Here is a 22424-nt window from a genome sequence, read left to right as displayed (position 1 = left end):
CCTGCGTCGGCGGGATCGCATGTCACATGGACGCAACAAACCCCGCCGATGGTCGTTGTGACTGGTATCCGAGCCGAGAGAAGGACCATGACCGCATCCGATCGAAAATCCGAGATCTCCAAGCGCGAGCGCATCATCCAGGAAATGGCCGATGATCTCGACGAGGAACTGGAGATGGAGCTGGATGATGCCCGTCTCGACGAGCTCCTTGACGAGGCCGGAACGCTGAGGCCGACGGTCGATCGCAGGCTCTATTTCCGGGAACTGCTTCGCCTGCAGGGCGAGCTCGTCAAGCTCCAGGACTGGGTGCAGAGCGAGAAGAAAAAGGTCGTGGTGCTGTTCGAGGGCCGCGACTCCGCCGGCAAGGGCGGCGTGATCAAGCGCATCACCCAGCGACTCAATCCCCGCATCTGCCGCGTCGCGGCGCTTCCGGCGCCGAGCGAGCGCGAGCGCACGCAATGGTACTTCCAGCGCTACGTCGCGCACTTGCCGGCCGGCGGCGAAATCGTGCTGTTCGACCGTAGCTGGTACAACCGCGCCGGCGTCGAGCGCGTGATGGGCTTCTGCTCGGAGGACGAGTATCAGGAGTTCTTCAAGTCAGTGCCGGAATTCGAGCGCATGCTGATCCGCTCCGGCATCATCCTGGTCAAGTACTGGTTCTCGATCACCGACGACGAACAGCAGTTCCGCTTCACCATGCGGATCAAGGATCCCTTGAAGCAGTGGAAGCTGAGCCCAATGGACGTCGAGTCCCGCAGTCGCTGGGAGGCGTACACCAAGGCCAAGGAGACGATGCTGGAGCACACGCATCTGCCGGATAGCCCATGGTGGATCGTCGATGCCGTGGACAAGAAGCGCGCCCGGCTCAACTGCATCGCGCATCTATTGACCCAGATCCCGTACCAGGAGGTCGCACGGGCTCCGGTGAGGCTGCCGCCGCGCGTGCGCAACCCCGACTATCAGCGAGGCCCGGTCCCGCCGGAGATGTACGTGCCGGCGAAATATTGACGGTGGTCTCGCAGGGTGGGCAAAGGCGCGTAGCGCCATGCCCACCATGCGTCCGCGTTTGTGGTGAGAATGGTGGGCACGCTACCGCTTTGCCGACCCTACGTGGCCGTCACCGCCACGGCTGCACGATGATCTTGGTATGCATCTCGGGATTGGCGAGATCGGCGAACGCCTTGGCGACGCCGTCGATGCCGACCTCGGCGGTCACCATTGCAGCAGCATCCACCTGCCCTTCCGCGATCAGGCGCAGTGAGCTTGCGAATTCGTCCGGCGTGTAGCCGAGCACGTATTGCACGCTCAGTTCCTTCATGATGCCGAGCATGGGCTCGCTTCTGTCGGTCTCCATGCAGACCCCGACCACCACGATCCTGGCGTCGCGCGGCGCGCCTTCGAACACCTGTTGCAACAGCCCGGGCACGCCGACGCATTCGAAGATGATCGCCGGCTTCAGCGCCGGCAGCATGGCCTGGAACGGTGGCCGCGCCGCTTTCTCGGCCTCCGACATCTGCGCGTGCTCGGCCCAGGTCGCATAGGGCTGTGATACCTTGGGATCGACGACGACGTCGGCGCCGAGCTGTGCGGCGAGCGCGCGCCGGGCCGGCGAATAGTCCGCGGCGATGATCGGATGCAGGCCCTTGAGCCTGAGCGCGGCGATCACCGCGAGCCCGACTGGGCCGCAGCCGATCACGAGCGGCACCTCGCCGCCGCTTATATTGGCTTTCGCCACGGCGTGGACCCCGACCGCCAGCGGCTCGGTGAGCGCGGCATGCTCGGGCGCAAGCCCGTTGGGCACCGCAAGCAGCAGCGCCTCGCTCAGCAGCATCGCCTCGGCGTAGCCGCCGACATTGTCGTTGGAATAGCCGATGCCTTCGATACCCTGCGGCGTCAGCAGCGCCGGCAGCGAGCAGACGCGGGTGCCGGACTTGAGCTTGCGTTCGGTGCCGGTGCCGTAGTCGACGATTTCGCAGCAGAACTCGTGGCCGAACACGACGTCGCGGGAGAGATCCATCGGCTTGCGCCCGACCTTCCGTGCCATCTCCACCATGCGATGGGCGTGCTGGCGCGCGTGCAGATCGGAGCCGCAGATGCCGCAGGCAAGCGTCCTGACCAGCACCTGGCCGGGGCCCGGCTTCGGCTCGGCGATCCGGTCGACGACGATCTCTCCGTTCCTGAAAATCGCGGCCCGCATCCGACTCCTCCCGTATTGTTTGGAGCGCTGATACCACGAAGCACGAGGGGCGAACTTGCGTCAGGCGTTCGGCGAACGCTCTTCCAGCACCAGGAGCTGGGCGCGACGGACACGCTCGCGATGGGCGATGTAGAGGCCGCTGGCGACGATGAAGGCCGCGCCGGTGATGGTCCAGATGTCGGGCACTTCGCCGAAGATGAAGAAGCCCAAAATACTGACCCAGAGCAGCTGCGTATAGGAGAAGGGCGCCAGCACCGAGGCATCGCCGTAGCGATAGGCGAGGACGACGATCCACTGACCTGCGGTCGAGGCGACACCGATGAAGATGCCGAGCGCGACCGCGGTCCAGGATGGCGTGACCCAGACGAACGGCACCAGCGCGGTCAGGATCGCAAGGCCCGTCAGCGAGGAATAGGCCATGGTGGTGACGACGGCTTCCCGCCCGCTCATCATGCGCGTCAGGATCAAAGTGCCGGCCCAGCATGCCGCCGAGACCAACGGAAAGAATGCGGCGGGGTGAAACGCGCTGGTGCCCGGGCGCAGGATGATCAGCACGCCAATGAGGCCGAGCGCGGTCGCGAGCCAGCGGCGCATGCCGACCTTCTCGCCGAGGAAGACGATCGAGAGCGCAGTAACGAACAGCGGGGCGACGAAGCCGGTGGCGGATGCCTCCGCGATCGGCAGGAAGCCGAGGCCCGTGATGAAGAACAGCGAGGAGCCAAGCAGCGCCGCCCCGCGCATCACGTGCAGGCCGGGACGCTTGGTGCGCATCGCATAGAGCGGCGATGCGGGCAGCATCACCGGCGTGAACAGCAGCGTGAAGGTGAGGAAGCGGATCCAGGTGATCTCGATCGAGGGCAAGCTCGTCGACAGATATTTCGCGGTGACGTCGGAGCAGCCGAGGAACACCGTCGAGAGCAGGATCAGTGCGATGCCTCTGAAGGGATGATCGACGCGCGCGGGTGCGCGGCGACCGACATGCTTCCTCTCGGGCATGGACATGGAAATACTATCGAGCCTTGCGGCTGCGGCTGGCGGCGGGGTCACGGCTGGAACTCGGGAAAAATGCGAATCGAGCGCCCTAAAAAACGACAAATGCGTCGCGTTCACAACTTCCGAAAACAGGATGCCGATATGCGCGGGCCGCCGCGCGCGTCAATGCTCCGTTAATATTGCCCGTTGTGCATTACAGCATGGGCAGGCCGCGCGGCTTCGGCCCGCGCGGAAACGCCGCGTCAAGCGCCGCAACCTCGTCTTTCGTCAGCGCGAGATCGCCCGCGGCCGCATTTTCGCCGGCATGTTCCGCGGACGAGGCCTTCGGGATCGCGAACACCGTAGTCGCACGGGTGAGGAAGCTCAGTGCGACCTGACGCGGCGTCGCGCTACGCGCCTCCGCGATGCGCGCCAGCACCGCGCCGCCCTTGCTGCTGCTCGCCGGGAAATCGTCGTGCCCGAACGGCGAGTAGGCAACGACGGCGACGCCGTGCCGCTCGCACCACGGGATCACCGCATGCTCGATCGCGCGCTCCTTCAGATGATAGAGCACCTGGTTGCACGCGATCCGGCCTTCGCCAGCGACCTCGAGAATTTCGTCGAGATCGTCCGCGTCGAAATTGGAGACGCCCCAGGACTTGATCTTGCCTGATGTCGCCAGATCCTCGAATGCAGCGACGGTGTCCTCCAGTGGATAGGAGCCGCGCCAGTGCAAGAGATAGCAGTCGAGCCGGTCGGTCTTGAGCCGCTTCAGCGAGCGCTCGCAAGCGGTGATGGTTCCGCGGCGCGAGGCGTTGCTGGGCAGCACCTTCGAAACGAGGAACACCTCGTCGCGCCGGCTCGCGATCGCATCCGCGATGACGAGCTCGGCATCGCCATACATCTCGGCGGTGTCGACATGGGTCATGCCGAGATCGAGCCCGCGCTGAAGCGCCGCGATCGCGCGCTTGCGGTCGCCGTGGTCGAGATACCAGGTGCCCTGCCCGATGACGGAGACGTTGGCGCCGGTCCGGCCGAAGGGATGTGTGTTCATGTTTACTCCTTCAGATGCTCTACAGCATGATCCGGAAAAGTGTGCAGCGGTTTTCCGAAAAGATCATGCTCAAACAATGACCCAAAGCGCGATGACGATTCATCCAATCGCATCGCGCTTTAGAGATCACTGATGTCGGCAACCAGCACGCTGCCCGTCGCCGACTCCGTGATATAGAGCCGATCCTTCTTCGCGCCACCGATCGCGACATTGGTGCAGTTCGGCCCCGCGCAGGATTTGATCCGCGCGATCAGTTCGCCGTTGGGCGCGAACGCGAAGACGTGGCCGAGCGAGGCGTGGCCGACGAACAGGCGGCCTTTGGCATCCATGGTCATGCCGTCAGGACCGCTCGTGCCGAACAGCGAGCAGAAGCGGCCGACCTTGGACACGCTGCCGTCCTTCATGAAGGGCAACCGCCACACCGCGTTGTCGCGCGTCATCGCGACGAACAGCACGGTCTCGGTCGGGTCGAGCACGAGTCCATTCGGGCTGATGCCGGTGTCGATCAGGCAATCGAGCCTGCCGCTCGACGCGAGACGATAGACCCGGCCGCTGGGGTCGTGCAGCCCGGTCTGACCCTGATCGGTGAAATAGACGTCGCCATTGGTGGCGAGGTGGAGATCGTTGCAGCCGCGGAACGATTCCGAATTGCGCGCAGTCAGCACCGGTTTGATCCGCCCGGCCTTCGCATCGAGCTCCATGATGCCGTGCATGTAATCGGCAACCAGGATGCGGCCGTCTGATGCGATCTTCAGCCCGTTCGGCCAGCCCTCATATTCGGCGACCTGCGACCACTCGCCGTCAGGCGCAATACGGAAGATGCGGCCGAAGGGAATGTCGACGATGTAGAGGTTGCCATCCTCGTCGAATGAAGGACCTTCGATGAAGCTGTCGGTGGCAATGCCCGGCCGGTTGGCGTCGGCCCACTCCGTCCGCACGCCCTTGCGGCGGAACTTGTCGGGCATTGTGGAGAAGACTTTTGTCTCGATCAGGCGGGGCGGCGTTTCCAGGTACATCATTGTTGTTGTGATTGCAGAGGGGGAGCGCGGCAGCATAGGGCACAATCGACGGCGCGTCGATTGGCGTGGGCGGCATGGCGCCTCGCCCTCATTGTCATTCCCCGCGAAAGCGGGGAATCCAGTACACCGCGGCCTCACCGCTTAATCATAAGTGTCTCGGCGTACTGGATCGCCCGGTCAAGCCGGGCGATGACATCGGAATATTCGGCGACGCCCCAGAAAAGCAGCGCTACCCCGCCGCGCCAGCGACCTTCACCTGCTTTGCCGGCACCGCCTCGGTCGTCGCGATCAGGCGCTTCATCTCGGGGATGCAGGAGCCGCAATTGGTGCCGGCCTTGAGCCTGGCGCCGATCTCGGCGGCGGTGCGTGCGCCGCCAGCTATGGTGTCGCAGATGGTGCCGCGGCCGACGCCGAAGCAGGCGCAGACGATCGGGCCGGTCGAAGCGGCGCCCTCTATCGACTTGCCGGACAGCAGCATGCGGCGCTGCTCGTCGGTCACCTGGTCGGCGGCGAATGCGCTTTTCACCACCTCCCAATCGCCGGCATCGTGCGCGGGTCCGACGAACAGGCAGGTCTCGATGCGGTCGCCTGCGAACGAGCCGGCGCGATAGACCCCGCCGCCGAAGTCGCGGTACTCGGCAACGTCCGCGCCCGCGACGTTCTCGAGCCAGGCGGGCCAGCGCGAAAGATCGCCGTTGTCCGCAAAGAGATAGCCGAAGCCGCCGGCGACCGTGACGCGGGTCCACAACAGGTTCTCCGGCAGGTCGATCTGCTTTCGCGACAGCGCGAAGCCGCGGAAGACGAATTCGTAAGGAGCGATCGCGGCCGGTGTCGCCTTCGCCTCCGGCTGGCCCGAGAATGGATCGGTGAACGACTGCACCAGCGCGCCAACGCGGCCGTGCGAGGTATTCATCGCGCTCCAGTGGATCGGCACGAACAGGGTGCCGCGCTGCTGCCGTTCGCTGACGACGGCCTTCAGGATGCACTGGCCGTAATCGGTGGTGATGCGGGCATAGCCGTCATGGGCGATGCCGTATTTGCTGGCGTCATCGGGATGAATCTCGACGAAGGGCTCCGGCAAATGCGCGCCCAGGCGCTGGCTGAGACCCGTGCGCGTCATGGTGTGCCACTGGTCGCGGATGCGCCCGGTGTTGAGCCTCAGGGGACGCGACGGACCGGTCTCGCCGCGCAGCGCCGGCACCTCCGGCGCGACGAAGCGGCCCTTGCCGTCATTGGTGAAGAACCCGCCGCTCGCAAAGAAGCGCTCGCCGGGCGTCTGCCCCTCGCGCGCGGGCCATTGCACCGGCTTCAAGGCGTCGAACGCTTCGTCGGACACCGAACTCAGCGCGCCGATATCGAAATCGCGGCTGCCATTGTTCTCGAAAGCCGAGAGTGCGGCGTGCTCGCGGAAGATATCGGCGGCGGATTTGTAGTTGAAGCTGTCGCCGAAACCGAAACGTTTTGCGATCTCGCTGAGAATCCACCAATCGGGGCGCGCCTCGCCCGGCGCCGGCAGGAACGAGCGCTGGCGCGAGATGCGCCGCTCGGAATTGGTCACCGTGCCCGACTTCTCGCCCCAGGCCAGCGCCGGCAGCAGCACATGCGGACCGGCCTCGACCGTGTCGTTGGAGAGCACGTTCTCGGAGACCACGAACAGCTCGAGCTTCTTCAGGGCATCGCGGACCATGTCGGCATCCGGCAGCGACACCGCCGGGTTGGTGCCCATCACCCACAGCGCCTTGACCTCGCCGCGGTTGATGGCCTCGAACAATTGCACCGCCTTCAGCCCCTCATGGGTGGCGATGCGCGGCGCCTTCCAGAACCGCCTGACACGATCGATGTCGGGCGGCGTGAAACCCATATGGGCGGCAAGCATGTTGGCGAGGCCGCCGACCTCGCGACCGCCCATCGCATTGGGCTGGCCGGTGAGCGAGAACGGCGAGGCACCGGGCTTGCCGATGCGCCCCGTCGCGAGATGGCAGTTCAGGATGGCGTTGACCTTGTCGGTACCCTGCGCCGACTGGTTGACGCCTTGCGAATAGAGCGTGACGACCTTCTCGGTGTCACGGAACATCCTGAAGAAGGTGGCGACGTCCTGCTCGGAGAGGCCCGTGGCAAGCGCCGTCGCAGTGACACTGCCTGCGATGTTGCGCGCACGCGCCAGCGCGTCGTCGTATCCGCTGGTATTCTGCGCGATGTAGTCCCGATCGAGCGCGCCATTGTCGACGAGATGAACGAAGAGGCCGGAGAACAGCGCCGTGTCGGTGCCGGGCTTGAGGCCGAGGAAGAGATCGACATCACCAGCGGTGTCGGTACGGCGCGGGTCGATCACGATCATGCGCGCGCCACGCTCCTGCCGGTTCTTCAGCATTCGCTGGAACAGCACGGGATGGCACCAGGCCGCATTCGAGCCGACGAAGACGAGCAGGTCGGCCTGGTCGAGATCCTCGTAGCAGCCGGGCACGGTGTCGGCGCCGAAAGCACGGCGGTGACCGGCGACCGAGGAGGACATGCAGAGCCGCGAATTGGTGTCGACATTCGCCGTGCCGACAAATCCCTTCATCAGCTTGTTGGCGACGTAATAGTCCTCGGTGAGGAGCTGGCCGGAGAGATAGAAGGCGACCGCGTCGGCGCCGTCGCGCGCCACGATGTGCTGCATGCGATGGGCGACATGATCGAGCGCATCGCTCCAGGCAACGCGCTCCAGCACGCCCTTGCAACGGATCATCGGGTAGAGCAGCCGGCTTTCGAGCCCGACGGTCTCGCCGAGCGCTGAGCCCTTTGAGCATAGCCGGCCGAAATTGGCGGGGTGGTCGGGATCACCGGCGATAGCCGCCCCGCCCTTGCCGTCGGGTGTCGCCAGCACGCCGCAGCCGACACCACAATAGGGGCACGTCGTCTTGGTGGTGCGGAGCGCGGGATCGATCGCCGTCATCGTCAAACAGCCTTGTCAAGCAGCCTTGGAGGGGTGCGCCAGCGCGCGGCCGAACATCATGTCTGTACGGATCGCCGCGACCTTGTCGCGATTGCGGATCAGCTCGAGATACCAGAGCGCATCGACGGTATCGCCGATCAGCACGGCGCCGGTGAGCCGGCCGTCGGCAATCACGAGCTTCTTGTAGGTGCCGCGGCTGCGGTCCGACAGCACGAGGCTCTCGCTGCCATCCCCGCCCATGAAGTCGCCGGCGGAAAACACGCTGACGCCGGAGACCTTCAGATTGGTCGAGACCACGCTGCCCTGATAGGCGGCGGGGCGGCCGGCAAGATGCCGCGCCAGCACGCGCGCCTGCTCGTAAGCGGGTTCGACAAGACCATAGCAGGTGCCGCGATGCTCGGCGCATTCGCCGAGCGCGAAGATGTCGGGCGAGGAGGTCTGCATGACGTCGTTGACGACGATGCCGCGATTGACCGCGATGCCCGCATCCTTCGCCAGCACGACGTTCGGCTTGATGCCGGCAGCGAAAATCACGGCGTCGGCCTCGATGCGGCTGCCGTCGGCAAGCTCGACGGCCTCGACATGACCGTCGCCATGGATGCACTTCGTGCTGGCGTTGAGCAGGATGCGGATGCCCTTGCGCTCGACCAGCGTCTTGAGCAGGTCGGCGGCGGGCGCATCGAGCTGGCGCTCCATCAGCCGGTCCATCAGATGCAGCAGCGTCACGGGGGCACCGGCCTTGGCGAGGCCGTAGGCCGCCTCCAGCCCGAGCAAGCCGCCGCCGACCACGACGACGCGCTTCTTCGCCGCGGCCAGCGTCAGCAGCAGGTCGACGTCGCGGGTGTCGCGAAAGGTGTGCACGCCGGAGAGATCGGCACCCGGCACGTTGAGCCGCAGCGGCGTCGAGCCGGTGGCGAGGACGAGCCTGGAGTACTCCATGCTCTCCTCGCCTTCGATCTTCAGCTCGCGGCGGCCGACGTCGATCTCGGTGACGCGATAGCCGTAGCGAACCGTCACGCCGCGATGGCGCCACCACTCGGCCGGCCGCAGTTCGATCTCGTGCGATCCGGTCTCGCCGGCCAGCACAGAGGAGAGCAGCACGCGGTTGTAAGCGAGCCGCGGCTCTTCGCCGATCACGGCGACGGCGTAGCGGCCGAGCGCGGTCTTCGCGAGCTCGTCGACCAGACGCGCGGCCGCCATACCGTTACCGACGATGACCAGCGGTTCACTCACGAGGCATCTCCTATTCGGCGGCCTGCGCTTGTGCGCCATAGGCCTCGGATATCATGTAGCCGGACAGCACGCCGTAGGCGTCGGTCCAGGCCTTGGCGAGTTCGGGCGTCCAGGCTTCGCCAAGACCCTTCTCCAGGGTCCACAGCAAGGTCGCGCCGACCACAGGGTAGTGCTCGGCCTTGGCGCCGTAGGCGACGTGACGCTTGGCGAGGGCGGAGGCCGCGGGAAGAATCGACTCGAGGTTCGACAGGCCGCCGACCACGGCAGCGAGCATGCCCATCAGTTTCTTGCGCTGCTCGGTCATGTCCTCGGGAAACATCGCGCGCACGGACGGCGCCACCTCGAACAGGCGATCGTAGAACAGCACCGCGGCCTGCTCCGATATCGGCGCGACCTTGGCGAAGCTCTGCTGAATGAGGGCGATCTGCTCTGGCGTCATGATGTTCTCCTGTCTGTTTCGGTCTGCCTTCGTCCGCGCCGTTGCGGAAGAAGTTCATGGGTCAAACGTCATCAGAGAGACTTCTCCCCGCGTACGGGGAGAAGCGACATTCGTGCCAAGTGCTCGCGCTCACACACGTGCTTCGGCGAGGCTTGGCGCGCCTTCACCCTGCGGGCTGCGACGCAGGTAGAACCACCAGGTGAGAGCTAGGCAGGAGGCGTAGAAGGCGAGATAGACCGCGAGCGCGAGCTGCGGCCCGCCGGTCATGGCGATCGACTTGCCGAAGCCGCTCGGGATCAGATAGCCGCCGACGGCACCGATCGCGCCGATGAAGCCGACCGCCGCGCCGCTTTCGATGCTCGCGGTCTTCAGCGCGGCCGCACGCGCGACATCGCCCTTGCCGCGCACCTTGAACAGATTCTCCTCGCGGAAGATCGAGGGGATCATGCGGTAGGTCGAGCCGTTGCCGATGCCCGTCGTCACGAACAGGATCAGGAACATCGACAGAAAGCCGATGAAATCCTTCTGCCCGACGAAGTAGAGCACGCCGACCGTGGCGCCCGCCATCGCGATGAAATTCCAGAAGGTGATGATGGAGCCGCCGACCCGGTCTGCGAGCCAGCCGCCGAGCGGACGCGACAACGAGCCGACCAGCGGGCCCAGGAAGGCGATCGAGATCGTCACGGCGGGGAATTGCGTCTTGATCAGAAGCGGGAACGCCGCGGAGTAGCCGATGAAGGACCCGAATGTGCCGATATAGAGATACGCCATGATCCAGGTGTGCTTGCGCCTGACGATCGCAAGCTGGTTCTTCACCGACGATTTCGCCGTGGTGAGATTGTTCATGAAGAACACCGCGCCGAACACCGCGATCGCGATCGGCAGCACCCACATGAGTCCGGCATTCTGCAGGAAGACGCCGTCGACGGGCGTTGCCTGGAACAGGTTGAAGACGGCGAGCGTCATCAGGATCGGGGTCAGGAGCTGCACGCTGGAGACACCGATATTGCCGCCGGCCGCGTTGAGTCCGAGCGCCCATCCCTTCATCCGGTCGGGGAAGAAGAAGGAGATGTTGGTCATGCTGGAGGCGAAATTGCCGCCGCCGAGACCCGCGGTCGAGGCGACCAGCAGCATCAGCCAGAACGGCGTGTCGGGCTGGCTCACGAAATAGGCAAGCGACAAGGTCGGAATGAACAGGATCGCCGCGCTGAAGATGGTCCAGTTGCGGCCGCCGAAGGTCGTCACTGCGAAGGTGTAGGGAAAGCGCATCAAGGCGCCGATCAGCCCCGGCACGGCGACGAGCTGGAACAGCTGGTCGGTGGTGTAGTGGAAGCCCGCCTGCGGCAGCTTGGTCGTGACGATGCTCCAGATCAGCCAGACCGAGAAGCCGATATGTTCGGCTACGATCGACCAGATCAGGTTCCGCCGCGCGATCGTCTTGCCGGTCGCGTTCCAGAACGCCTCATCTTCGGGGCGCCAGTCAGAAATCCAAGTGGGACTCTTCGTCATTGCATATCCCTTCCAGTCTCACCGCTGCGTCGTTGCAGGCTCAGCCTCCGGCCACGGAGGCGCGCTCCGAGGCTTCACCCCGGTGGCGAGTTCACGATGCTGATTGATGATGTTGAGGGACGTCGTCGTTGGCGTCGCGCAAAGACGCTTCAATTTCCGTGCCAGTTGCGCGCATCCTGGAAACGCAGGGATTTCAGGGTGTTGTTCGTGTCGCCCGAAATATTCGCAGGGCTTTCTCGCACGCCAAATTTGCGATTCGCTCAATCCTTGTGCGACGCACAAGGATTGAGCGGGGTGTCGATTATTTGGGCGCGTGCATGTCGTTGCGCTAAACTCTTCGCTTACGCGGCCTCGACGAAGCGGTGACGCTCGTAGAGGAATTCGAGCACGCGCTGGCGGCACTTCAGATAGGTGGCGTTGGTCGCGAGCTCGAGCCGCTTGCGCGGCCGCGCCAGCGGCACCTCCAGCACCTCGCCGATGCGCGCGCTCGGCCCGTTCGTCATCATCACGATGCGGTCGGACAACAGCACGGCCTCGTCGACGTCGTGGGTGATCATCAGAATGGTGTTGCCGAGCTTCTGATGCAGCGCCATGACCGAGTCCTGCAAGTGGGCGCGGGTCAGCGCGTCGAGCGCGCCGAAGGGCTCATCCAGCAACAGCACCTTCGGCTCCATGGCGAGCGCCCGCGCGATGCCGACGCGCTGCTTCATGCCGCCGGAGATTTCGGAAGGACGCTTGTCCCTGGCATGAGCCATCTGCACGAGGTTGAGATTGTGCATCACCCAGGCGTCTCGCTCGGCGCGGGACTTGGTCTTGGCGAAGACCTTGTCGACGCCGAGCCTGACGTTCTCGTAGACGGTCAGCCACGGCAGCAGGCTGTGATTCTGGAACACCACGGCGCGATCGGGCCCCGGCGAGTTCACCTCGCGGTTTTCCAGCAGCACGCCGCCGGTGGTGGCGCCGGTCAGCCCTGCGATGATGTTGAGCAGGGTCGACTTGCCGCAGCCGGAATGGCCGATGATCGAAACGTACTCGCCCTTCTCGATCGTGAGGTTGATGTCCTTCAGCACCTCCGTGGTGGCGGCGCCGCGGGTAAAGACCTTGTCGATGTGGTCGAGCTTCAGATAAGCAGTCATGTCCCCACTCCTTTCAGTTCTGCGCGGTGCCGCGGGTGACGAACTTGCCGAGGCCCGCGATCAGGCGGTCCAGCACGAAGCCGACGATGCCGACATAGAACAGCGCCAGGACGATCTCGCTGATATGCGAGGAGTTCCAGGCGTCCCAGATGAAGAAGCCGATGCCGACGCCGCCGATCAGCATTTCCGCAGCGACGATCGCAAGCCACGACAGGCCGATGCCGATGCGAAGGCCGGTGAAGATGTACGGCGCCGCCGCCGGGATCATGATCTTTGCGAAGAACTCGAGCGGATTGAGCTGCACCACGGCCGCGACGTTGCGGTAGTCCTGCGGGATGTTGCGGATGCCGACCGCGGTGTTGATGATGATCGGCCAGATCGAGGTGATGAAGATGACGAAGATCGCCGAGGGCTGGCCGTCGCGGAACGCCGCGAGCGACAACGGCAGCCAGGCGAGCGGCGGAATGGTGCGCAGCACCTGGAACAACGGATCGAGCCCGCGCATCGCCCAGACCGACTGGCCGACCAGCACGCCGAGCGCGATGCCCGCGATCGCCGAGAGCGAGTAGCCGAAGGCAACGCGCTGGAGACTGGCGGAAAGATGCCAGAACAGGCCCTTGTCGATGCCGCCATGGTCGAAGAACGGATCGAGGATCAGCTCCTTGGTGTCCGTGAACACCTTTGACGGCGGCGGCAGCGCCGAGCCGGCGCGGCGGCAGACCAGCTCCCACACCAGCGTGAGCAGCGCGATCACGACCAGCGGCGGGATGACGCGGGCGGCCGTCTCCCGTGCCATGCGTGCGTAAGCTTCACTGCGAGGCGGACGCTTCGGCGTCATCGTAACGACCGGCGCGGCACCGACCGCAGGCATCGCGGTCTCAATTTCGATCTTGGCGGCAGGCATATTCATCGCAATATCTCTCCGGCTCCAAAAAACGATGCGGTCACCCGAAGGCGGCCGCTGGCTCCATCAGACTTCGACGCGCTTGATCGCGAGCGACTTCAGATAGGCGGCCGGATTTTCCGGATCGAACACCTTGCCGTCGAAGAAGGTCTCCTTGCCGCGCGAGGTGGAGGTCGGAATGTCGGCAGCCGCGACGCCGAGGGTCTTGGCCGCGTCCTTCCAGAGGTCCTCGCGGTTGACCTTGGCAATCAGCGCCTTGGTGTCGAAGTTCGGCTCGTACTTGCCCCAGCGGATGTCCTCGGTGAGGAACCAGAGATCGTGGCTCTGGAACGGATAGGAGGCATGGTCGCGCCAGTACTTCATGATGTGCGGGGAGTTCTCGACCACCTTGCCGGGGATGCCGTAGTCGAACTTGCCGGCGCTGCGGTCGAGCACGTCCTCGACCGGGCAGTTCATCCACTGCCGCTTGCCCATGATGGCGGCGAGCTCGGCCTTGTTCTCGGCCTTGTCGGCCCATTGCTGGGCTTCCATCACCGCCATCAGCAGCGCCTTCGCCGCCTTTGGATATTTGTCGACGAAGGCGGCGCGCATGCCGAAGGACTTCTCCGGATGCTTGTTCCAGAGCTCGCCGGTATTGACCGCGGTATAGCCGATCTTCTGATGGATCAGCTGCAGGTTCCAGGGCTCGCCGACGCAGAAGCAGTCCATGGTGCCGACCTTCATGTTGGCCACCATCTGCGGCGGCGGCACCACGATGGTCTCGATGTCCTTGTCGGGATCGATGCCGCCGGCGGCGAGCCAATAGCGGATCCAGAGATCGTGGGTGCCGCCGGGGAAGGTCATCGCGGCCTTCACGGCCTTGCCGGAGGCCTTCTTCTTCTCCAGCGCGGCCTTGAACGGCGCGGCATCGACGCCGAGCTTCAGGTCGGCATATTCGTTCGCGACGGAGATGCACTGGCTGTCGAGGTTGAGCCGCGCCAGGATGTACATCGGCGTCGGCTGGTTGTTCTGCGTCACCTTGCCGGCCGAGATCAGATACGGCATCGGGGTGAGGATATGCGCGCCGTCGATGCCGTTGCCTTCGGAGCCGAGCACGAGGTTGTCGCGCGTCGTGCCCCAGGACGCCTGCTTTTGCACGTCGGTGTCGGGCATCCCATATTTGGCGAACAGCCCCTTGTCCTTGGCGACGAAGAGCGGGCCGGCATCGCTGAGCGCAATGAAGCCGAGCTTGGCGCCCTTGACCTCGGGGCCCGCATCCTGCGCGAAGGCGCCGGCAGGGAAATTCAGTTTTGCGGCGGCGAGAAGTGCCGCGGTCGAGCCGGTGGCCTTCAACAATTGACGGCGGCTGAGGCCAGTCGTTTCGGAGGGCCGGCGGGTGCGCTTGGTCATAGGCTGTGTCGTCCTTTGCGTCTTTGCGGAATGATTTGCGGCTGTGCGCGCGAGCGACCCGTCCGTCCGGTTGCGCCGAATTTGGCGCATGCGAACGCGCGACGGGGAGGACCCCCGTCTGGTGGCGTCAGCAAATCGGATGAGAATTCTCGCGGGACGGCTTCAATGGCGTCGGCTGGAACCATTCAAGCTTCATGCCAAGCCCGGCGTTATGAAAAGAACAAACGAATCAATTTGTTATAGCGGTAGCGCAAGACTGTCGCAGGTCGGTTCCGCATGAGAAATTTGCGACCTGCACATTGCTTGTGCGGCGCACAAAGCTTGTGCAATAGCTTAAGGAAGTGGCCGAGGCGGCGTCAGAATCAGATCGGTCAGAGCGGCATCGCATTGAAATCACTTGGTATTTTTGACGCCCGCGCCGGCACGCAACTTGCATTTCTTTCGGCGTCAACGAAGACTGCGGCTCGCCGCATTGATGCAGCCTCTGGCGGCTGCATCCCGGAAGCTCACCTGCTTCGCGGCCCTCCCGGCTCAAAGTCCTCGTGACGCGATTCCCAAAGCTTCCAGATTTTCCATAGCCCTCGTGCGCGGCAGGCCAGCCCGCACGGCCGATGACGTTCAGCCGCGCTCTCCGGAGCGTGTCGATCTCACTTACGAAGCAAAAGGAACCATTGATGTCGTATCTCGCGCCTTCGGAATTCGTCACCAAGATGGTGGATGCGGGCGAGTCCAAGATCTTCATGTCCACCCGGGATACCATCATCCGAGCCTATATGGCGGGCGCCATCCTGGCGCTGGCGGCCTGGTTCGCCGTGACGATCAACGTCAACACGGGCCAGCCGCTGATCGGCGCGCTGCTGTTTCCGGTCGGCTTCGTCATGCTCTATCTGCTGGGCTTCGATCTCCTCACCGGCGTCTTCGTGCTTTCCCCGCTCGCCCTGATCGACAAGCGTCCGGGCGTCACCCTCGGCGGCGTGCTGCGCAATTGGGGCCTCGTGTTCGTCGGCAACTTCGCCGGCGCCTTTACGGTGGCCTTCATGATGGCTTTCGTCACGACCTTCGGCTTCACCCAGGCGCCGGACAAGGTCGGCGCCGCCATCGGCAATATCGGCGAAGGGCGAACCCTCGGCTACGCCGCGCACGGCGCGGCAGGCATGGCGACGCTGTTCTTGCGCGGCATGCTCTGCAACTGGATGGTCTCGACCGGCGTCGTCGGCGCCATGATCTCGACCTCGGTCCCGGGCAAGGTCATCGCGATGTGGATGCCGATCCTGGTGTTCTTCTACATGGTGTTCGAGCATTCCGTCGTGAACATGTTCCTGTTCCCGTCCGGGCTACTGCTCGGCGCGAAGTTCTCGATCATGGATTATCTGATCTGGAACGAGATCCCGACCGTGCTCGGCAACCTCGTCGGCGGCCTCGCCTTCACCGGCATGACGCTCTATGCCACGCACGTCATGACCCTGCCGAAGCGCCAGGCCACCAAGGTTGCGAAGCCCCGCGTTGCGGCCTGATCGAATCCATCTCGACAGAGGAGCCTCGCCCGATCAGGGTGAGGCTCCCCTTTGCCGGTGATGACGATGCCCCGCGGACTCCTGATTTCGGTCGGCCAGCATTCCGACAAGGGCCGCAAGCCCATCAACCAGGACTTTCACGGCGTCCTGATTCCGGAAGAGCCGCTGCTCAGCCTGAAAGGCATCGCGGCCGTCCTCGCCGACGGCATCTCCTCCAGCACGGTGAGCCAGATCGCCAGCGAGTCGGCGGTCAAGAGCTTCCTGATGGACTATTATTGCACGTCGGAATCCTGGACGGTGAAGACCTCCGCCCGCCGCGTGCTGGACGCGACCAATTCCTGGCTGCATGCGCAGACGCGCAAGAGCCAATATGCCTATGACCGGGACAAGGGCTATGTCTGCACCCTCAGCGCCATGGTCATCAAGGCGACCACCGCGCACATCTTTCATGTCGGCGATTGCCGCGTCTACCGCCTCGCCGGCAAGACGCTCGAGCAGCTGACCGACGATCACCGCATCATCGTGTCGTCGGAGCAGACCTATCTCGGCCGCGCGCTCGGCATCAATCCGCAGCTCGAGATCGACTATCAGGCCTTCGAGGTCGAGGCCGGCGACATCTTTCTGCTGGCAACCGACGGCGCCTATGAATTTGTCGATGCACGGTTTGTCACGAGCGCGATCACCGAGCATGCGGGCAATCTCGACCACGCGGCAAAATCCATCGTCGAGGAAGCCTACCGGCGCGGCAGCGACGACAACATCACCGTCCAGATTCTGCGCATCGATGCGGTGCCGGAGGAAACGGGCGTTTTCGATCGGACCTCGACGCTGCCCCTGCCTCCCCTGCTGGAGCCGCGGGCGATGTTCGATGGCTATCGGATCATCCGGGAAATCCATGGCAGCAGCCGCAGCCACATCTATCTCGCCGTCGACGCGGCGACCGAAGAACCGGTCGCACTCAAGATTCCCTCGATCGATCTGCGCGGCAACCAGGCCTATTTGAAGCGCTTCCTTATGGAGGAATGGATCGCGCGACGGATCGACAGCCCATACGTGCTGAAACCCAGGTCGCGATCGGAGCGTCGCAGCTATCTGTATGTCGCCACCGAGTTCGTCGAGGGGCAAACGCTAAGGCAATGGATGCTCGACAACCCCCGCCCCGATCTGGAGACGGTCCGCACGATCGTCGAGCAGATCGCCGCGGGGCTTCGCGCCTTCCACCGGATGGAGATGCTGCACCAGGACCTCAGGCCCGACAATGTCCTGATCGACAAGACCGGCACCGCCAAGATCATCGACTTCGGATCGGTCAGGGTCGCAGGGGTCGCCGAAGCGACGCCCAACATGGACGCGGAGGAAATTCTCGGCACCGTTCAATATACGGCACCGGAGTATTTCCTCGGTGAGGGCGGATCGCCCCGGTCCGATATGTTTTCACTGGCCGCCATTTGCTACCAGATGCTCACCGGACATCTGCCTTACGGCGCCCAGCTTGCCAAGATCCGGGGAAAATCGGACGCATGGAAATTGAGATATCGTCCGGCGATCGATGCCGAACGAGGCATCCCGGGCTGGATCGACGGCGCGCTCAGGAAAGCGCTGCATCCCGATCCCTACAAGCGCCACGAAGACATCTCCGAGTTCTTGTTCGAGCTCAGAAACCCAAATCCGGCCTATCTCGCCACGCGGACAACGCCTCTGTTGGAGCGCAATCCGCTGCTGTTCTGGAAGCTGACCACCGCGATCCTGGCCTGCACCGTCGTGGCCCTGCTCGCCGCCCTTCGGCTGCGATAGCCGAACGAGATCGTCAGGCCGGCTCTGCCGCTTTCGTCCCCAGCGGCTTCGGCGCCATGCCGCCGCCCGGCTTGAGGTGGAATTCGTAGCTCATCAGGTGCCATTGCCCGTTCGCCTTGGTGCCGTCGGGCATCTCAAGGTCGTTGCGCGGCTCGACCTTGGCGATGAGATCGTCCTTGACGCCGAACACCACGTCCGAGTCCAGATACTTGTCGCCACCGATGAAGACGTGGGTGATCAGCGGCTCATAGCCCTTGGCATTGACCAGGAAATGCACATGCGCCGGGCGCATCGGATGACGCTTGGTTTGCACGATCATCTCGCCGACCGGGCCGTCGGTCGGGATCGGGTAGCTGCACGGCAGGATGGTGCGGAAGAAGAAGCGGCCGTCGCTGTCGGTGATGAAGCGCGCCCGCGCCGAGGCGCCGACCTCGTCATAGTTCGGCTTCTGGGAATCGTAGAAGCCGTCATCGTCGGCATGCCAGACGTCCACAGGAACGCCCGCGAGCGGCTTGCCCTTGAGATCGGTGACGCGGCTCTGCACGAACATCTTCTCGCCGGTGAGATTGTGCGGCGAGATGTCGGTGCCATGCGCGGTCACCTTGTGCTCGCCGACATAGAACGGACCGAGCACCGTGGTCTCTGTGGCGCCCTCGCGGTCGCGGTGGTTGACGGCGTCGACCAGCATGGAGACGCCGAGCACGTCGGACAACAGGATGAACTCCTGGCGCGTGTCGGTGCATTTCTGCCCCGTCCGGGTCAGGAAATCGATGGCGTATTCCCATTCCTCGAAGGTCAGGCCGGTCTTGCTCACGTAATCGTGCAGCGACTTCACCAATTCCTGCAGCAGGAATTTTGCCCGCGTATCAGGCGTCTGGTCGAAGCTCTTGACGACGGCTTCGGTGAGTTCGGTCTCGTTGAACTGGGTCATAATGCGTTGCCCTCGCGTTTTTCTCGTTGGCCCGGGCGGGCTCCCTGGAGGCGTTCCGCCGCCGAGCCTACACCAGTCGGCCCGGCCGCGTTAAGCGCAACCGACTTGGAATGGAGCCGCCATTTCGGTATCAACTTTCCGACAAAACGCCCCGGAGGAACTGATGCTCGCCCCCACCCCCGCCTCGCCCGAATCCGTCGGCCTGTCCAAGGCCGCGCTCGACCGCGTCGATGCGCATCTGAAGAACCGGTACATCGATGCCGGCCGTTTCCCCGGCACGCAGCTCCTGGTCTATCGCCGCGGCAAGATCGCTCACAGCTCGGTGCAGGGCTTTGCCGACGTCGAGCGCAAGGTGCCGGTGAAGGACGACACCATCTACCGCATCTACTCCATGACCAAGCCGCTCACCAGCGTCGCCTTCATGATGCTGGTCGAGGAAGGCCTCGTTGCGATCGACGAGCCCGTCGCCAAGTACATTCCGGAATGGAAGGATCTCGGCGTGTTCGTCGCCGGCACCTACCCGGCCTTCCTGACCCGGCCGCCGTCCCGGCCGATGCTGATCGTCGACCTGCTGCGCCACACCTCCGGCCTCACCTACGGCTTCCAGCAGCGCTCCAATGTCGATGCCGCCTATCGCAGCGAGAAGATCGGCGAGGTCGAGAAGTCAGGCACGCTCCAGACCATGATCGAGGGATTGGCAAAGATCCCGCTGGAATTCTCGCCGGGCGAATCCTGGAACTACTCCGTCTCAACCGACGTGATCGGCTACCTCGTCGGCAAGATCTCGGGGATGCCTTTCGAGCAGTTTCTCAAGCAGCGGATTCTCGATCCGCTCGGCATGACCGACACCGGTTTCCACGTGCCGGCCTCGAAGGCGCATCGCTTCGCCGCCTGCTACTCGGCGGACCCCGGCGGCGGCATGACCTTCCACGCCGGCCAGCGTCGCGAGGGCCTCACGCTGCAGGACGATCCGACGACGAGCTCGTTCCTGTCACCGCCCTCCTTCATCTCCGGCGGCGGCGGGCTGTGCTCGACGGTCGCCGACTATCTCACCTTCTGCCGCGCCCTGCTCAATGGTGGTGAGCTCGGTGGTGTCAGGCTGATCGGGCCGAAGACGCTGGCGCTGATGACGAGCAACCACATCCCGGGCGGACGCGCGCTGCCGGAGGTGTCGCGCTCGCTGTTCTCCGAAGCCACCTATAACGGCATCGGCTTCGGCCTCGGCTTCGCCGTCACCATGCGCCCGGCGGAGACGCTGATCGCCGGCAGCCCTGGCGAATACAATTGGGGCGGCGCGGCCACGACCTCGTTCTGGATCGATCCGGCCGAGGAGCTGATCACGATCTTCATGACGCAGGTGCTGCCGTCGAGCGCCTATCCGATCCGCCGCGAACTGCGCAGCATGGTCTACGCGGCCATCACCGAGAGCAATCTGTAACCGGTGGAATCGATCCCGCGGCCGTCCGCCGCGGGATCGCACTCTCAGAAGCTCATTTGCCGACGCTCATTTCAGCATCTCCGGCACGATCAGACGCGGCAGGAACAGCGACACGCTGGGCCAGACGATGACCGCCGCAAGCACGAGCAGCATCGGTATCAGCATGATCACGGTGTCCTTCAGGGCGTAGCGCAGCCGCACGCCCGCGATCGAGCAGGCGATCATCAGACAGAGGCCGTAGGGTGGCGTCACCAGCCCGAAGGCGAGCGATACGATGGAAATGATCGCGAACTGAACCGGATGGAGATCGACGGACTTGGCGAGCGGCTCCAGCACGGTGCCGACGATGATGATCGCCGGGATGGCGTCGAGGAAGCAGCCCACGACCAGAAAGCAGAAGGAAATGAAGAAGCCGGCCGTAACAGCGCCCATGCCCCAGGTCGAGACATTGGCCAGCAGCTCTTGCGGGATCTTGTAATAGGCGAGCAGCCAGCCGAACGCGCTCGCGGTGCCGACACAAAACAGCGCCACGCCGGCAAGGCGCCCGGTGTCGAGCAAGGCCTTGTACAATTCGCGTGGCCCCGTCTCGCGGTAGAAGAATGTCGAGAGCGCCACGGAATAGAGCACCGCGACGCAGGCGGACTCGGTCGCGGTGAACCAGCCGAGCAGAATACCGCCGACGACGATGAACGGCGTCATCAGCGCCGGTATCGACCGCCAGATAGCGGATCCCATCTCGACCCAGGTCGATTTCGGATAGGTGGGGTAGCCCCGGCGCACGGCATAGATGTGCACCGTCGCCATCTGCGCGCCCGCGATCAGCAGGCCCGGCACGATGCCGGCCAGATACATCGCCGCGATCGAGGTCGAGATCAGCCCACCCCACACGATCATCAGGATCGACGGCGGAATGATGACTGCAAGCACCGCCGACACCGCGGTGATGGCGATAGAGAACGAAAGGTCGTAGCCCTCCTTGTTCTGCGCATCGATGAAGATCTTGGACTGACTCGCCGCATCGGCGGTGGAGGAGCCCGAGATACCGGCAAAGAACACCGACAGCACGACGTTGATCTGCGCCAGGGATCCCGGCCAGTGCCCGACCATCGAGCGCGACAGCGTCACGAGGCGATCGGTGATGCCGCCGATGCTCATCAGGTTCGCCGTCAGCAGGAAGAACGGCACCGCGAGCAGGATGAATGAATTGTACGCATTGAAGGTCTCCTGCGCGAGCGTCATCAGCGACAGGCGCGGCTCGATCAGCAGGATCGGCACGCAGGCAAGACCGAGCGCGAAAGCGACCGGCACGCGCGCGATGAGCAGGCCGACGAAGACCCCGAACAGCACCATCGCAGCCTGTCCGGCAGAAAGTACAGTACCGCTCATCTCTGTGCCCCGACCAGAACGCGCATTTCATCGATGATCTGTTCACCCGCAAAGACGATCCACGTCAGACCGGCCACCGGCCAGGCGACGTGGATCAGCCAGAGCGGCAGATCGGCCAATTCCGACGTTCTGTTCCAGGCAAAACGGGTGAACTCTATGCCGGCGGTTACGAACACCAGCGCCAGCGCCAGCACGCCGAGTCGCGCGAGGATCCGCACCGCGGCCTCCGACCGCCGCGACAGGTCGGGCCATACGTCGACCTCGAAATGCTGCGCCTCCCGGATGCCCACCATGGCGCCAATCATGATCGTCCAGATGAACAGGAAGCGCGCCATTTCCTCCGTCCAGATATAGGACGGAATGAACGGCGTGTAGCGTGAGACGATTTGCAGCGTGACCGGAACAACGAGGATGCCGACGCAGGCGGCCAGCAGGAATTCCAGCAATTTCGCATAGGCCGCGGTGACGCGACGCCACAGCGACGGTGTGGACGGGACGGGCATGTCGGACATTGGGGCTCCGTACGGCGCTCATCCGCCAGGTCCGGGCAGGAAGCGGGGCCTGCCCGGACGAT

The 22424-nt window shown here is 64.3% G+C and carries 18 protein-coding genes; 4 read left to right on the top strand and 14 right to left on the bottom strand.

The features are described 5' to 3' along the window. Nucleotides 1–87: 87 nt before the first annotated feature. Nucleotides 88–1008 carry a polyphosphate kinase 2 gene (ppk2, locus tag ABIA42_RS06290; RefSeq protein ID WP_370114855.1) on the top strand — a complete coding sequence of 307 codons (921 nt, stop codon included), beginning with the start codon at nt 88–90 and terminating at the stop codon, nt 1006–1008. A 109-nt stretch (nt 1009–1117) separates the two neighbouring features. Here the strand turns inward: ppk2 and ABIA42_RS06285 are convergent, their stop codons facing one another. The 11 genes from ABIA42_RS06285 to ABIA42_RS06235 form a co-directional block, all read right to left on the bottom strand. Beyond that, nucleotides 1118–2197, bottom strand: coding sequence for a zinc-binding dehydrogenase (locus ABIA42_RS06285; RefSeq protein ID WP_370114857.1), 1080 nt, complete (start codon nt 2195–2197; stop codon nt 1118–1120). Nucleotides 2198–2257: 60 nt separating this feature from the next. Further along, a complete protein-coding gene (locus tag ABIA42_RS06280) occupies nt 2258–3199 on the bottom strand; it encodes a DMT family transporter (protein WP_271529997.1) in 942 nt (313 codons plus the stop codon). A gap of 184 nt (nt 3200–3383) precedes the next feature. Then, nucleotides 3384–4223, bottom strand: a complete 840-nt coding sequence (locus tag ABIA42_RS06275; RefSeq protein ID WP_370114860.1) for an aldo/keto reductase — start codon at nt 4221–4223, stop codon at nt 3384–3386. A gap of 119 nt (nt 4224–4342) precedes the next feature. Then, entirely contained in the window at nt 4343–5239 is an 897-nt protein-coding gene (locus ABIA42_RS06270; protein ID WP_370123622.1) for an SMP-30/gluconolactonase/LRE family protein, read from the bottom strand. 232 nt (nt 5240–5471) lie between these two features. Further along, a complete protein-coding gene (locus ABIA42_RS06265) occupies nt 5472–8177 on the bottom strand; it encodes a molybdopterin-dependent oxidoreductase (RefSeq protein WP_370114862.1) in 2706 nt (901 codons plus the stop codon). A gap of 15 nt (nt 8178–8192) precedes the next feature. After that, nucleotides 8193–9410, bottom strand: coding sequence for an NAD(P)/FAD-dependent oxidoreductase (locus ABIA42_RS06260; protein ID WP_370114864.1), 1218 nt, complete (start codon nt 9408–9410; stop codon nt 8193–8195). 10 nt (nt 9411–9420) lie between these two features. Beyond that, nucleotides 9421–9849, bottom strand: a complete 429-nt coding sequence (locus ABIA42_RS06255) for a globin family protein (protein WP_028177818.1) — start codon at nt 9847–9849, stop codon at nt 9421–9423. Between the two features lie 129 nt (nt 9850–9978). Continuing rightward, the gene (locus ABIA42_RS06250; RefSeq protein WP_370114866.1) at nt 9979–11358 is read right to left on the bottom strand and encodes an MFS transporter; all 1380 of its coding nucleotides are present in this window, start codon (nt 11356–11358) and stop codon (nt 9979–9981) included. A gap of 341 nt (nt 11359–11699) precedes the next feature. Continuing rightward, entirely contained in the window at nt 11700–12494 is a 795-nt protein-coding gene (locus ABIA42_RS06245) for an ABC transporter ATP-binding protein (RefSeq protein WP_370114868.1), read from the bottom strand. A 13-nt stretch (nt 12495–12507) separates the two neighbouring features. Then, nucleotides 12508–13404 carry a nitrate ABC transporter permease gene (gene ntrB, locus ABIA42_RS06240; protein WP_370114870.1) on the bottom strand — a complete coding sequence of 299 codons (897 nt, stop codon included), beginning with the start codon at nt 13402–13404 and terminating at the stop codon, nt 12508–12510. A 60-nt stretch (nt 13405–13464) separates the two neighbouring features. Continuing rightward, complete coding sequence (locus ABIA42_RS06235) at nt 13465–14787, bottom strand: CmpA/NrtA family ABC transporter substrate-binding protein (protein WP_271530004.1); 1323 nt, start codon at nt 14785–14787, stop codon at nt 13465–13467. A 674-nt stretch (nt 14788–15461) separates the two neighbouring features. Between ABIA42_RS06235 and ABIA42_RS06230 the strand changes: the two genes are divergently transcribed. Both ABIA42_RS06230 and ABIA42_RS06225 read left to right on the top strand, forming a co-directional pair. Then, on the top strand, nt 15462–16301 hold the full coding sequence (locus ABIA42_RS06230) for a formate/nitrite transporter family protein (protein ID WP_271530005.1): 840 nt from the start codon (nt 15462–15464) through the stop codon (nt 16299–16301). A gap of 60 nt (nt 16302–16361) precedes the next feature. Further along, complete coding sequence (locus ABIA42_RS06225) at nt 16362–18095, top strand: protein kinase (RefSeq protein WP_370143745.1); 1734 nt, start codon at nt 16362–16364, stop codon at nt 18093–18095. Between the two features lie 13 nt (nt 18096–18108). Here ABIA42_RS06225 and ABIA42_RS06220 read toward each other — a convergent pair whose 3' ends face one another. Further along, a complete protein-coding gene (locus ABIA42_RS06220; RefSeq protein ID WP_370114873.1) occupies nt 18109–19026 on the bottom strand; it encodes an intradiol ring-cleavage dioxygenase in 918 nt (305 codons plus the stop codon). Nucleotides 19027–19189: 163 nt separating this feature from the next. Between ABIA42_RS06220 and ABIA42_RS06215 the strand changes: the two genes are divergently transcribed. Beyond that, nucleotides 19190–20464 carry a serine hydrolase domain-containing protein gene (locus ABIA42_RS06215; protein WP_370114875.1) on the top strand — a complete coding sequence of 425 codons (1275 nt, stop codon included), beginning with the start codon at nt 19190–19192 and terminating at the stop codon, nt 20462–20464. Nucleotides 20465–20530: 66 nt separating this feature from the next. On the opposite strand, the gene ABIA42_RS06210 is transcribed toward ABIA42_RS06215, so the two are convergent. Together ABIA42_RS06210 and ABIA42_RS06205 are read right to left on the bottom strand one after the other, a co-directional pair. Then, the gene (locus ABIA42_RS06210; RefSeq protein WP_370114876.1) at nt 20531–21850 is read right to left on the bottom strand and encodes a TRAP transporter large permease; all 1320 of its coding nucleotides are present in this window, start codon (nt 21848–21850) and stop codon (nt 20531–20533) included. Next, nucleotides 21847–22362 (bottom strand): TRAP transporter small permease, encoded by a 516-nt coding sequence (locus ABIA42_RS06205; protein ID WP_370114878.1) that lies wholly within the window; start codon nt 22360–22362, stop codon nt 21847–21849. The genes ABIA42_RS06210 and ABIA42_RS06205 overlap by 4 nt, the downstream gene beginning before the upstream one ends. Between the last annotated feature and the right edge of the window lie 62 nt (nt 22363–22424).

Origin of the sequence: Bradyrhizobium sp. USDA 327 (assembly GCF_041262065.1) — a bacterium.
GTDB lineage: Bacteria > Pseudomonadota > Alphaproteobacteria > Rhizobiales > Xanthobacteraceae > Bradyrhizobium > Bradyrhizobium liaoningense.
Note: the sequence above shows the minus strand (reverse complement) of the source record. Positions and strands in the feature narration are given on the sequence as shown.